The organism is Kocuria sp. SL71 (assembly GCF_026672465.1).
Classification (GTDB): domain Bacteria; phylum Actinomycetota; class Actinomycetes; order Actinomycetales; family Micrococcaceae; genus Kocuria; species Kocuria palustris.
In genome coordinates this window covers 593,548-605,839 of sequence record NZ_JAPPRE010000001.1, presented here as the reverse complement: position 1 = coordinate 605,839, position 12,292 = coordinate 593,548, and the positions used below count along the sequence as shown (strand labels likewise).

The window sequence follows — 12,292 nt, the reverse complement described above, 5'->3', positions numbered from 1 at the left end:
ATCCGGTGCAGGATGACGACGGGCCCTCGAGGCGCGGTGCGAGGGCCGCGGCAGAGCAGCTCAGTCGCGCGTGAGGCGGCGGTGGGTCATGCGGCCCGGGCGGGCTGCCTCCTCGCCGAGGCGCTCGATCTTGTTCTCCTCGTAGGACTCGAAGTTGCCCTCGAACCAGTACCAGTTGTCCGGGTTCTCCTCGGTGCCCTCCCACGCCAGGATGTGGGTGGCCACCCGGTCCAGGAACCAGCGGTCGTGGGAGATGACCACGGCGCAGCCCGGGAAGTCGAGCAGCGCGTTCTCCAGAGAGCCCAGGGTCTCGACGTCGAGGTCGTTGGTGGGCTCATCCAGCAGCAGGAGGTTGCCACCCTGCTTAAGGGTCAGCGCCAGGTTCAGGCGGTTGCGCTCACCGCCGGAGAGGACGCCGGCCTTCTTCTGCTGGTCCGGGCCCTTGAAGCCGAACGCGGAGACGTAGGCGCGCGAGGGCATCTCGACCTGGCCGACGTGGATGTAGTCCAGGCCGTCGGAGACGACCTCCCACAGCGACTTCTCGGAGTCGATGTTCTCGCGATTCTGATCCACGTAGGAGATCTTCACGGAGTCGCCGATGCGCAGCTCGCCGCCGTCGATCGGCTCCTTGCCCACGATGGTCTTGAACAGCGTGGACTTGCCGACGCCGTTGGGGCCGATCACGCCGACGATGCCGTTGCGGGGCAGGGTGAAGGACAGATCCGAGATCAGCGAGCGGTCGCCGAAGCCCTTCTGCAGGTCCTTGGCCTCGATGACCAGGTTGCCCAGACGCGGTCCGGGCGGGATCTGGATCTCCTCGAAGTCCAGCTTCCGGGTCTTCTCTGCCTCGGCGGCCATCTCCTCGTAGCGCGCCAGACGCGACTTGGACTTGGTCTGGCGGCCCTTGGCGTTGGAGCGCACCCACTCGAGCTCGTCCTTGAGGGCGCTTTGCCTGCTTGGCGTCCTTCTTGCCCTGGACCTCCATGCGCTTGGCCTTGGTGTCCAGGTACGTGGAGTAGTTGCCCTCGTAGGGGTACAGGCGGCCGCGGTCGACCTCGCAGATCCACTCCGCCACGTGATCCAGGAAGTAGCGGTCGTGGGTCACGGCCAGCACGGCGCCGTGGTAGGCGGCCAGGTGCTGCTCGAGCCACAGCACGGACTCGGCGTCCAGGTGGTTGGTGGGCTCGTCCAGCAGCAGCAGGTCGGGCTTCTCCAGCAGCAGCTTGCACAGCGCCACGCGGCGGCGCTCACCTCCGGAGAGGCTCTTCACGTCGGCGTCGCCGGGAGGGCACTGCAGGGCGTCCATGGCCTGGGCCAGCTGAGAGTCGAGATCCCAGGCGTTTGCGGCGTCGATGTCCGTCTGGAGGGATCCCATCTCCTCCATGAGGGCGTCGAAGTCCGCGTCCGGCTGAGCCATCTCCTCGGAGATGGCGTTGAAGCGGTCGAGCTTGGCCTTGATCTCGCCGACGCCCTCCTCCACGTTGCCGAGGACGGTCTTGTCCTCGTTCAGCGGGGGCTCCTGCTGGAGGATGCCCACGGAGTAGCCGGGCGAGAGACGGGCCTCGCCGTTGGAGGGCTCGTCGAGCCCCGCCATGATCTTGAGGATGGTGGACTTGCCCGCGCCGTTGGGACCCACGACGCCGATCTTGGCGCCTGGGTAGAACGACATCGTGACGTCATCGAGGATGACCTTGTCGCCCACCTTCTTGCGGGCCTTGTTCATGGTGTAGATGAATTCAGCCATGGCCCTCAGGTTACCCGTCGGGGACGACAGCCGGAGCCACTCCACCTGAGCCTCTGCCCAGGGTCCAGTCCCCTCGGCCGGGCTCCGCACCCCGGCGGCGCCTCCCCCTGCCCCTGAGAGCACCCGAGCGGGAGGCGCCGCGAGCGCCCTGCAGACCCGGCACGGACCTGCTGTCCGCACACCGGCTCAGGAGGAGGAGCCCTGCCCGGCACCGGCCAGCAGCTCCTGCGGATCGCCCTCCCACGAATGTGCGTCCTCGGAGCTGCCCCCGGCATCGGAGCCGGAGCCGTCGCGGCCGTCGTGCTCGTCGTTCCCGTCGTCGAGGATCTCGCCGGTCATGGGGTCGACCGAGCGGGACCCGTCGCCCCAGTCGTCGCTGTGCTGCGAGGCGTCCGAGCCCTCGCCGCGCGAGCTGTCGGAACCGGCGCCGGAGCGCTTGTAGGTGGCAGTGCCCAGCGCCAGGTCCGGGCCCAGGGCCGTCGCGTCGATCTCGACGGTCAGCCGCTCCTGACCCTCCTTGGTGGTCCAGGGCCGAAGGCGCAGCCGGCCCATCACGAGCACAGCGTCGCCGACCTTCAGCGACGACGCCGCATTCGCCGCCAGCCGCCGGAAGCAGGTCACGGTGTACCAGTTGGTGGGGCCCACATCGACCCAGGAGCTCGACTCGGTGTCGAAGCGCCGCGGGGTCGAGGCCAGGCGGAACGACGCCACCGGAGTGCCGTCGGGAAGATTGCGGAGATCGGGCTTGGTGGCGGCGAAGCCGCGGACCGTGAGGGTGTCGAACATGGTAACTCCTGATGGTGAGGGCCGAGACGAGCCGCTCGGCGGATGGTCGCCGGAGCCTGCTCGTGCGGGCAGCGCCCCGGAGTCCGCTCAGACTGGACCGCCATGCCCCGCCCCCGGCGGCGGCGCCGACGCATCTGGGGGCATCTGCAGGCACAAGCCCGAATCTTGTTGCTGTGGAGGCAGGGTGCACGGTCGGCGCGAGCTGTTCGATAAGCTGTTCCGCGCCCGCCTCGGTAGCTCAGGGGATAGAGCAGGAGCCTTCTAATCTCTTGGTCGGGGGTTCGAATCCCTCCCGGGGCACTTCTGTCCTGAGCCGCGACATCGTTGACAGACGATGTCGCGGCTCAGCCTCTTCTCGCGGCGAGCAGGCGGTTCGAGACAGATATGCACGCCATCCGCGCTGATGGCATGCATATCTGTCACCAACCGGAGCTGCCGTAGGCTCACGCGCTCACGGCGGACGTTCAAGCGCGGGGACCCTGCCGTTCGCACATGGATCGTCTCGCGCACTGTCAGGGACTCCATGCCCCTGGGCGTCCCCGTCATCGATCCCCGGGACGCGCAGAACGGTTCCTGAGCCCTCAGATCACCACGGGCTGGTTCGGATCGAGGGTGCGCCTCCGTCGGCTGCGCCGGGTGGCGGGGTCCAGGAACCAGAGGTAGGCGCCGTAGGCCACGCCGATCACGGCGGCGATGGTGCGACCGGAGCCCAGGTCGATGTCCAGGTATGGGAAGACGTCGAGCTGGTCCGAGATCGCGTAGATCATGAAGAACACGGTCAGGAAGAGCAGGACGTCGGCCTGCCAGTCGGGGCGGATGCCGGTCACCGCGAAGAACGGGATCAGCCACACCACGTACCAGGCCTGGATCATGGGCGAGAACACGACGATCGCCGCGAAGGCCAGCGTCATGCGCCGCACCACGCGCTCGTCTCGGCCCGTGAACATCAGCCACAGGATGACCGGCACCGCCAGCGCCTGACCGGCGGAGTGCACGAAGCCCCTGGCGGCCCCGGCATCGCCGCCGAACAGCCCCGCGATCCCACCGACCACCACGCCCAGCAGGCCGATCGGGGCGTACCAGATGAACGAGGTGCCGGTGGTCGACAGGCCCTCGATCCAGCCCCAGCCGAAGCCGGACATCCAGCCCAGCACAGCCATCACGGCGATCGCCCAGGCCAGCGTCAGGAACCAAATCAGGAACTTCCGAGGCCACGAGGCGCCGCGCCCGGCCCACAGGAGCCCGATGAACGGCAGCAGCACCACCGTGATCGGCTTGATGCCGATCGACAGGACCACCAGGGCCGTGCCTGCCAGTCCCCCGCGCCAGTCGCGCCACGTGGCCGCGACCAGCACGCCGAGCAGCGCCAGCGCGGTCATGATGGCGTCGTTGTGCACGGCCAGGATGAAGTTCACCAGCAGCAGCGGATTGGCCGTCGACAGCCACAGGGCGCGCGTGGGATCGATCCCGTGGCGCTGCGCCAGCCGGGGAACGGTCCAGGCCAGCAGCATCACGGACAGCACGCACAGAATGCGGAACAGGAAGACCGACGAGTCCGGCTCCGCGCCGGTGATCCCGACGATCGCCCGCTCCATCATGATGAACAGCGGCCCGTACGGCGGCGGGGACTCGCTCCACAGCTGATCCGCCCCCAGCTGGAAGAAGTTCTCGATCGTGGAGACGCCGGCCTCGTACGGGCTCAGCCCGGCAGCCGCCACGCGGCCCTGCCCGATGTACGAGTAGACGTCGCGGCTGAAGATCGGCACCGAGAAGACCATGGGCACCGACCAGGCGATGGTCGCGGCGGTGACCCACCTGCGGGAGCCTGGTCCCCACCCCTGCAGCTTCTGACCCAGCCGGAACCACTCGCGCACCAGCATCATGGACCCGATCGCCACCAGGATGATCGACAGGATCGCCCCCGGTGTGGTGAAGCGCAGCTCGATCACCAGGGGGCTGCGCCGCAGCTCGGAGACCCCTGCCAGCCAGCCGACCCCGTAGGAGCCGATCATCAGCAGCACGGATCCGAGAGTCCCGAAGACGACGGAGCGCAGGATCGACCGCTCTGCGCGCGCGGAGCGCGGCGGGGCCGTCGCGGTGTCGGCCGCCGGCTCGGGCGGCTGCTCGGTGGTCGTCTCTGGCACGGATCCCCTCACGGCGGTCTGCTGACGGTCGATCGGGCGGCACGGTCCTGCTGCAAGAGCCGCCCGCAGTGGCCGTCATCCTACCGGGGCGCCGCGGCGGAGACTCCTCGCGACGGATATGCAGGGCTGTCCGCCGCCGCGGCTACAGTGACCGACGTGGCTCTCTCTAACGAACGAATGGTGTGGATCGACTGCGAGATGACGGGTCTGTCCCTGACGGACGACGCCCTCATCGAGGTCGCGGTGCTCGTGACCGATGATCAGCTCAACGTGCTCGGCGACGGCGTGGACGTCGTCATCCGGCCGCCGGAGGGCGCGCTCGAGCAGATGGGCGACTTCGTGCGGAACATGCACGTCGAGTCCGGCCTGCTGGAAGAGCTGCCGTCGGGGACCTCGATGGAGGAGGCCCAGCAGCAGGTCCTCGACTACATCAGGACATGGGTTCCGGAGCCGGGAAAGGCACCGCTGGCCGGCAACTCCGTGGGCACCGACCGCACGTTCCTGGTCCGGGACATGCCTGAGGTCGTGGAGCACCTGCACTACCGGATCATCGACGTCTCCACGATCAAGGAGCTGTCCAGGCGCTGGTTCCCCAGGGCCTACTTCCAGTCCCCGGACAAGACCGGCAACCACCGCGCCCTGGGCGATATCAAGGACTCGATCGACGAGCTGCGCTACTACCGCGAGGCCGTGTTCGTGGACGACCCCGGCCCCTCCTCCGATCAGGCCAGGGAAGCGGCCTCGCGAGTGGTGGCTGCCCGGCGCCTGGCCGAGCAGAGCGGCTCCCAGGACGAGCCGCAGGCCTGAGGTCCCGCGCCGCCCCTGCGGCCGTGCGATCTGCGCGTGACGAGATCGACATCGTGCGCGCGGAAGACTCAGGAATGGGTTACAGTAGTCCGCGTTGCTCAGCGGCTGACAACGTCTCCCCTGCGGAGACGGCCCGGCCGTGGAGAGCAGCTTGGTGGGCGTAGCTCAGTCGGCAGAGCGCCTGGTTGTGGTCCAGGAGGTCGCGGGTTCAACCCCCGTCGCTCACCCCAAACGGGTCAGGTGTGAACTTTCGACCAAGGGTCCGCCCTTGGTCGCGGTTCCCACCTGGCCCATTTTCTTCGCTTCGGCGGTCCAGCTCAGGGCGTCGTACGGGTTCCGGTAGCCGACGCGCACGTCGTTGTCCTCGTCGATGTAGAGCGCCTTGAACAGCACCTGATCGATGAGCCGCCGGTTCGCGTCGTCGGCGTGCTCGTAGATGTCGGCGGCGTTGGACAACAGCTTCAGGGAGTCGTCGAAGTTCTCTCGCGCAGCGGCGTAGTTGCCGTGGTGCGCGGTGATCCGGCGCTCGATGGTCTCCCACGACGCGGTGTGTATCGCCCCGGGTTTGTTAGAGGCTCGCAAGTGCCGTGTCGGCGGTCGCCGACACGGTCTGGTGGTGATGGTCGTTCTCCTCGAGCTCGACGGGTGGGATCATGCCGATCTCGCCGTGGAGCCGGCGATGGTTGAACCAGTCGATGTACTCAGCGGTCGCGATCTCGAGCTCGTCGATGCCCGTCCCGGGCTAGGTCGGCCCGGCAGCATCGTCGACAGCTGCCAGCCGAGCACACGGCGGGAGAGCACATCGATGACGAACACGGCATAGACCCAGCCCGCGAAGGTGCGGCAGCAGGTGGTGTCCGCGACCGGCAGCTGGTCCGGGACGGTCGCGGTGAAGTCCCGTTCGACCAGGTCAAGGCCAGTGTCCGGCCATCGCCGGCAAGCGTGATCCGCGGGGCCTTCTCTCGAGTGATCCCGCGAAGTCCTTCCGCCGGCATCAGTCGTTGCCCGGTGCAGCGCGCGACCATGACGCCTTCTCGGCGCAGCTGAGCGTGGAGCTTCTTCGCGCCGTAGACCCCGAAGTTCTTCGCCTGGACACGGCAAATCTGGACCAGCAGCTCCTTGTCCCGAATCGTCCGCTTCGAGGGCGGGCGGGTCTTGAAAGCGTCGTAGGTGCTCGGCGCAGCTCGCGCACTTCCTTCTCCATCTCAGCGAGGCGCTGCGCATCGCCGGTCATGGTCCCGGACCGGTGGCCCTCGTCGATCTCAGCCTGCCGGACCCATGTCCGCAACGTCTCCGGATCGATCCCGAGCTGCTCGCCCACACAGCGGAACGCACCCGACCTCGTCGCTGGATCCAGCCGCGCGGCCACAGGCATCCTCGTGGCCCTTCCCGGAGCTCGTCGGGGTACTTCTTCGGTGCTGCCCTGGTGCTCATCCACCCGTGGGATCACAGCCTCCACCAGACCCAGGGCGATACAACCTGTCCTCCGTCGCAGCGAAAACCGGATCTCCCGGGGAATACGTCTGGTATGCGGCAGCGAAGGCCGGGGTGAACGCGCTCACCGTGGGGTTGGCCGTAGAAGCCGCACCTCACGGAATCCGGTTGAATGCAGTGAGTCCGGGCACGGCGGCCACGACGATCCATGCGCGGACGGGCCGCCCCGACCGCGCAACCGAAGTCTGGGCGCGATCGCCGATGGGGCGACCCGCTCAACCAGAGGAGATCGCTGCTGCTGTCGAGTGGCTCGTCGGCCCCGAGGCCAGTTACGTCAACGGTGCGATTCTCGACGTCGCCGGAGGAACGCGATGAGCCAAGAATTTCCCCGTGAAGCGACCTCAGCGGTGAGCTGGGCTGTTCCGCCGGGCAAACCCGACCCGATCTTCGGCACCGTCGCAACCCGCGCCGAGAAAGGTCTCGCGAACATCGTCGGCCTGGTCGGAGCAGTCGGAATCACCGCACTCACCCTGCGAACGAACGCGTCTTGGAGCTGGGCACAGTATGTTCTTGCCGTCATCATCTCGTTCGATGTGGTCGGCGGCGTCGTCGCCAACGGCCTGAACTCCGCAAAACGTGACCACTTCGGTTCGCACGGAGAGAGACCGGAATACTTCGGGATGAAACTCGTGCGGCGACCGGTCCTCTTCACGGCGCTGCACTTGCATCCCATACTCGTTGCCCTGGTGTTCGCTCCGACACTCTGGTGGTGGGGCGCGCTCTGGTATCTCTTCACCCTCGCGGGTACCATCGCTGTCCGACGTTCAGCGCTGTATCTCCAGCGACCGGTCGCCTCGGCGTTCTGCGCACTCGCGGGCATCGCAGCATTATTCACCCCGGCCCCTGATCTCTGGGCGTGGCTGCCCGTCCTGCTCACCTTGAAACTCGTGCTCGCCCACGGTGTGCAGGAAGAACCCTATCGGCCAGAGAGCGTCGGCTCACGAGAGTAGCTGAGGGCAGATCGTGTGAGAACTAGAGGCACTCGGAATCGAAAGGAGATGTCGCGTGATCGAATCCGAATATGAGTACGAGGACGTCGCGATTGCCTGCGCCGACGGCGAGAAGATCCAGGCTCGGTATTTCTCCGCCACAGCACCGGCCTGTGACATCGAGCATGTTGTGATCATCGCCCCGGCGACCGGTGTGCAGGGCCGATACTACTGGCGATTCGCGAGTTACCTGGCTGAGAATGGAGTCACTACCCTGGTGCCCGACTATCGAGGTATCGGCCGCTCGGCACCGAACACTCTCAAAGAGTACCGGAAAGCGAAGATTCGATGGCACCACTGGGGTACGCGTGACCTGGAAGCCTGCATTCTCTGGATGCGCAAACGCCACGGAGCGCAGGCGCGGCTAAGCGCCGTCGGCCACAGCTTCGGAGGCTACGCGGCAATCCTCGCGGAGCACGCGTCTGAGATCGACCGGCTGCTGATGGTGGGCGCCCAGCACGCACACTGGCCGGATTACGACAAGAAGCACAGGCTCAGCCTATTTATCAAGTGGCACGTCTGTATGCCGGTGATTGCTCGAGTGCTGGGCTACTTCCCGGGAAAGAAGCTCGGATGGCTGGAAAATCTGCCACAGGGCGTCGCCCTCGACTGGGCGCGCGGAGCATCGGACTACTCGAAGACGATCGGCACCGAGGGAGAGGCGATACTGCGCCGAAGCGCTCAGCTGACGCTCCCGGTATTGGCGGTGAATCCAACTGACGACCCATATGCCACACCAGCAGCGGTGCGAAGAACACTGAACTATCTCCCTCAAGCCGAATGCGAGGAGATCTATCTGCACCCTCGGAACCTCGATGTAGACGAGATCGGGCACTTCGCACTTTTCCACCAACGCTTCCAAAACACATTCTGGACAGCAGCCTTCGGCTGGTTAACTGGCTCTTCAGAGTTGAGTGTGGGGTGAGGCGTCGAGGCCGCCGGTGATGAGGAGCATGCGGAGGCGGTAGTGCTCGAAGTTTCGGAACCCGCCGGCGATGCGGCGGCCGAGCTCGATGATTCCGTTGGTGGGGACCGACGCCTGAAGAGTCCCGGGAGCCCCCGGAATGCCTCCGGTGGTGCGGGCTCAGGTCCGCGGAGGATGGTGGACGCGCATCTCAGGGCGCTTCTTGATCATGTGCTTCCCGGAACGCATCGTGGGCGCCTCACCCACTCATAGCGGGTGAGGCGCCCACGATGCGTTCTCTCCCCCGGAGACAGCTGATCTTCTCCATGGGGAGGTAATTTCCGGGTAGGAAGACGGTGGCAGGCCGGGGTCAGGAGCTGACCGAGGCGCTCTTCTTGGTCTTGACGATCTCCAGGGCGCGCTTGAGGTAGCTGCCGAACACGGGGTAGTTCTCGCTCATCGGGAAGTGGCCGATCTCCTTCATCTCGATGAACTCCGCGTTGCGGATCTGCGAGGCCGTCCGCTCACCGTCTTCGGGAGTGGTGAGGTAGTCATACTCCCCGGTCATCAGCACCACCGCGCACTGATCGGTGTCGATCTCTCCCAGCTTGCCGCGCAAGTCATGGTCGACCGAGTAGTAGTGCAAATCCCCCTTGAAGGACTCCGAGCCCTGGGTGTAGTAGAACCAGGTCTTCCACCGGTCGGCGTCCGGGGACTGCGGGGCCATCAGGTCCCAGGTACCGGAGGCGCAGACCTGGGCGGCGTTGGCGTGCGGGTGCTGCCACCAGTCCAGGTAGAAGCCCGGAGAGTAGTCCGCACCCTCGACCGGGATGACCGCATCGAAGCGGTCCGGGCGCCGGTAGGCCAGCTGCAGGGCGATATTGCCGCCGAAGGAGGAGCCCATGAAGATCGGGTTCTCCAGCTCCAGGGCATCGCATAAGGCGATGATGAAGTTGGCGAAGTGGTCGGCGGTGAGCTTGTACTCCTCGGTCCACCAGGCGGTGTTCTCCGGCGGGTCGGACTTCCCGTGGCGGGGCAGGTCGTAGGCGATGACCCGGTAGTTGGCGGTGATCTCCTCGTCCTCGAGCAGGTCCCGCCACTGGTGGTTGTGGCAGCCGGCGGTGTGCTGGCAGACCAACGGCTGGCCGGTGCCGTTTTCGAGGTAGAAGACCTTGTACTCCAGTCCGTCGACGTCGACGGTGACGTAGTGGCCGGTGACAGATGAGATGCGAGCCATGAGAGTTCTCCTTGTTCAGGCGGTTCAGACGGGGACGCCGACGGTGCGCAGCAGTTCGATCTGGCGTGTGAGGCAGCGCAGGTTCTGCATCAGCACCAGCACGTCGCCCTCCAGGGCCATGTCGCGCTGGAAGGATGCCGCCCAGATGCCGTGGAACATCGGGGCGGGCATCTCGGTGCCGAACTCTCGCCAGGTGGCCGCACTGGCGCGGATGGCGAACTGGTACGGGGCGTCGAGGGGTCCGGGGTCGATGCTGATTTCAGCGACCTTCCCCGCGTTCATTCGCACTACGAAGGAGTGCTCGTCCATGTCCAGCAGGTAGGAGCAGGTGAAGTACTTCCCATGGGCCAGGAGCTCGGGGTCCTGGTCGTTGGCCGCCGTGAAGGCGTCAACCCACTGCTGGGTCGAGGTGGTGGAGGTGGTGGTAGTCATGTTGTGGTCCTTCCCGCCTGACGTGCTCTGTCCGTGGCGTTCGCCTCCTTTATTGGAGCGTGACCTGTCTCACAAATCCATTACTCCTCTTCGATGGGGCGATAGGCCACAACTATTGCCAGCCAACGGGGCGGTCACTACCGTTGAGTCATGCAGCCCTCCTTCGAGCTGCGCGTTCTGCGCTACTTCGTCACTGTTGCTGAAGAGCTGCACTTCGGACGCGCCGCCACCCGGCTCCACATCGCCCAGCCGTCACTGAGCGTGCAGATCCGCAATCTCGAACGCTCCCTCGACACCCCCTTGCTCAACCGCACCAGCCGCGGGGTGACCCTGACCCCGGCCGGGGAGGTCCTGCTGGTCCACGCCCGGGACCTGCTGGCGGCCGCTGAGGCGGCCGCTTCCTTGACCCGGCGGGCAGCCCGGGAACCGGGCCGAAAACTGGTGGTAGGTTTCCAGGCCAATGCTGCCGCCGAACTCACCCGGGCCGTCTTGGAGGCCTATCGCCACAGCAACCCGGCGGTCCAGGTCGAAATGCGCTCCTACCCCTTCGGCGATCCCACCGCTGGGTTGGCCGATGGCAGCGCCGACGTCGCCTTCGTTCGCCCACCCTTGCCGCAGTTCAAAGATCTGCGGATGGCCACCCTGTTCACCGAGCCCCGGGTTCTAGCGGTCTCGGAGGCCTCCGAGCTGGCTACCCGGTCCTCGGTCCGAGTAGAAGAACTCCTCGATGAACCCTTCATCGCCCGCAACGCCCCGGATCTGTGGCGGGACTTCTGGCTGGCCACCGACGCCCGTCACAACCACTCCCCGGTCATCGGCTCCGAGGTCAGCACCGTCGACGAGTGTTTCGAGGCCATCCTCAGTCACCAAGGCGTCGCCTTCACGCAAGCCTCCACCCAACGTTTCTACAGTCGCCCCGGCCTGGCTTTCGTCCCCGTGGCCGATCTGTCTCCCTCCACAGTCAGCGTGGCCTGGCGCCAGGACAACGAAGATTGGGCAGCGCGCGCCTTCGTCGAAACCGCCCAGTTCACCGCCCTGAGCACCACACTCCCCCGGACGACACAGACGATCTAAGCGGTCCGCTCGAAGCGGGGCCCATCCGCCGTGCGTCACCGCGGGCCGCGCCTGACGGCGGGCCATACCCTCCGTGATGCTTGTCCTCGCCGTCCTGACACCCATTGCCGTGGCCGCCCGTTAGACAGGCGCCCAGGAGCGGAGCACTGAACAGCCCGGGGAAAGGACTACGGCGACGTCGAATTGTGGGACCAGACCCCACCCATGTGCCGCTAAGACACCCCAGTACCGAATCGCCCCATCACCTCACCTGGCCCCGGTCTACTGACGTCTCATAAGCTCAGGCTCATTTCGGATGCTCGTAGAAGGAACCCTGACGGCGACGTCGTTCTTGTGAAAAATGGCCGGTAGCCAGCCATATGTAAAGCAGTAAAGACTTGATTTGCGCTCTGCGCGCATCGTGTGGTTCCGGGTAGCAGCTCCGGTGCTCTCTCAAAGGCTGCCTGACCTCGTCCGATCACCCTTGCGCGGTGCGATGCCGTGGCACGCATGGCATGAAGAGGGATCGCCTGCGGCCTGGGCCAGGACGGGCTGGACCTGGGACCAGAGCGTGTTCCAAGTGGTGCCGAGCTGCCGGGCCAGGCCCTGGATCGTTGCTCCCTCGGCCTGGAGCTGGCCGATCGCCCACCGGGTCCGCACCGGCCGCCCGGCCCAGGGCGCATCGATCATCTCGACCGTGAT

At 66.3% G+C, this 12,292-nt stretch carries 13 protein-coding genes, 2 tRNA genes and 1 pseudogene; 7 read left to right on the top strand and 9 right to left on the bottom strand.

What is annotated here, in order from left to right; genetic code table 11:
* Nucleotides 1-60: 60 nt before the first annotated feature.
* A pseudogene (ettA, locus tag OVA15_RS02855) lies at nt 61-1,744 on the bottom strand (energy-dependent translational throttle protein EttA).
* A gap of 186 nt (nt 1,745-1,930) precedes the next feature.
* Nucleotides 1,931-2,530, bottom strand: coding sequence for a single-stranded DNA-binding protein (locus tag OVA15_RS02850; protein ID WP_268142934.1), 600 nt, complete (start codon nt 2,528-2,530; stop codon nt 1,931-1,933).
* A gap of 227 nt (nt 2,531-2,757) precedes the next feature.
* Here OVA15_RS02850 and OVA15_RS02845 point away from each other — a divergent pair.
* Nucleotides 2,758-2,830: transfer RNA gene (locus tag OVA15_RS02845), tRNA-Arg, on the top strand.
* A 281-nt stretch (nt 2,831-3,111) separates the two neighbouring features.
* Here OVA15_RS02845 and mptB read toward each other — a convergent pair.
* Nucleotides 3,112-4,674, bottom strand: coding sequence for a polyprenol phosphomannose-dependent alpha 1,6 mannosyltransferase MptB (gene mptB, locus OVA15_RS02840; protein ID WP_268142932.1), 1,563 nt, complete (start codon nt 4,672-4,674; stop codon nt 3,112-3,114).
* Between the two features lie 177 nt (nt 4,675-4,851).
* On the opposite strand from mptB, the gene orn reads away from it, so the two are divergent.
* Together orn and OVA15_RS02830 are read left to right on the top strand one after the other, a co-directional pair.
* A complete protein-coding gene (gene orn / locus OVA15_RS02835) occupies nt 4,852-5,481 on the top strand; it encodes an oligoribonuclease (protein WP_206390240.1) in 630 nt (209 codons plus the stop codon).
* Nucleotides 5,482-5,635: 154 nt separating this feature from the next.
* A tRNA-His gene (locus OVA15_RS02830) sits at nt 5,636-5,711 on the top strand.
* On the opposite strand, the gene OVA15_RS02825 is transcribed toward OVA15_RS02830, so the two are convergent.
* Genes OVA15_RS02825 through OVA15_RS13375 form a run of 4 tightly spaced genes read right to left on the bottom strand, consistent with a single transcriptional unit; the run spans nt 5,704 to nt 6,856 of the window.
* Nucleotides 5,704-6,063, bottom strand: coding sequence for a hypothetical protein (locus OVA15_RS02825; RefSeq protein ID WP_268142930.1), 360 nt, complete (start codon nt 6,061-6,063; stop codon nt 5,704-5,706). The genes OVA15_RS02830 and OVA15_RS02825 overlap by 8 nt on opposite strands.
* Nucleotides 6,050-6,211: an IS3 family transposase gene (locus OVA15_RS13385; RefSeq protein WP_442786745.1), complete on the bottom strand. Its 162-nt coding sequence runs from the start codon at nt 6,209-6,211 to the stop codon at nt 6,050-6,052. Before OVA15_RS13385 ends, OVA15_RS02825 begins: the two co-directional genes overlap by 14 nt.
* Nucleotides 6,183-6,593 carry an IS3 family transposase gene (locus OVA15_RS13380; RefSeq protein WP_442786744.1) on the bottom strand — a complete coding sequence of 137 codons (411 nt, stop codon included), beginning with the start codon at nt 6,591-6,593 and terminating at the stop codon, nt 6,183-6,185. Before OVA15_RS13380 ends, OVA15_RS13385 begins: the two co-directional genes overlap by 29 nt.
* Nucleotides 6,476-6,856 (bottom strand): transposase, encoded by a 381-nt coding sequence (locus OVA15_RS13375; protein ID WP_442786718.1) that lies wholly within the window; start codon nt 6,854-6,856, stop codon nt 6,476-6,478. The genes OVA15_RS13380 and OVA15_RS13375 overlap by 118 nt, the downstream gene beginning before the upstream one ends.
* On the opposite strand from OVA15_RS13375, the gene OVA15_RS02820 reads away from it, so the two are divergent.
* From OVA15_RS02820 to OVA15_RS02810, 3 genes are read left to right on the top strand one after another with little or no spacing between them, the layout of a single operon-like run.
* Nucleotides 6,760-7,290, top strand: a complete 531-nt coding sequence (locus tag OVA15_RS02820; protein ID WP_268142929.1) for an SDR family oxidoreductase — start codon at nt 6,760-6,762, stop codon at nt 7,288-7,290. The two genes, OVA15_RS13375 and OVA15_RS02820, sit on opposite strands and share 97 nt — an antisense overlap.
* Nucleotides 7,287-7,925 carry a hypothetical protein gene (locus tag OVA15_RS02815; RefSeq protein WP_268142927.1) on the top strand — a complete coding sequence of 213 codons (639 nt, stop codon included), beginning with the start codon at nt 7,287-7,289 and terminating at the stop codon, nt 7,923-7,925. Before OVA15_RS02820 ends, OVA15_RS02815 begins: the two co-directional genes overlap by 4 nt.
* A gap of 55 nt (nt 7,926-7,980) precedes the next feature.
* Nucleotides 7,981-8,889, top strand: a complete 909-nt coding sequence (locus tag OVA15_RS02810; protein ID WP_206390050.1) for an alpha/beta hydrolase family protein — start codon at nt 7,981-7,983, stop codon at nt 8,887-8,889.
* A gap of 349 nt (nt 8,890-9,238) precedes the next feature.
* Here OVA15_RS02810 and OVA15_RS02805 read toward each other — a convergent pair whose 3' ends face one another.
* Nucleotides 9,239-10,105, bottom strand: a complete 867-nt coding sequence (locus OVA15_RS02805; protein ID WP_268142924.1) for an alpha/beta fold hydrolase — start codon at nt 10,103-10,105, stop codon at nt 9,239-9,241.
* A 24-nt stretch (nt 10,106-10,129) separates the two neighbouring features.
* A complete protein-coding gene (locus OVA15_RS02800; protein ID WP_268142922.1) occupies nt 10,130-10,537 on the bottom strand; it encodes a hypothetical protein in 408 nt (135 codons plus the stop codon).
* A gap of 150 nt (nt 10,538-10,687) precedes the next feature.
* Here OVA15_RS02800 and OVA15_RS02795 point away from each other — a divergent pair, with 150 nt between their 5' ends.
* Nucleotides 10,688-11,611 carry a LysR family transcriptional regulator gene (locus OVA15_RS02795; protein ID WP_206390049.1) on the top strand — a complete coding sequence of 308 codons (924 nt, stop codon included), beginning with the start codon at nt 10,688-10,690 and terminating at the stop codon, nt 11,609-11,611.
* The last annotated feature ends 681 nt before the right edge of the window (nt 11,612-12,292 follow it).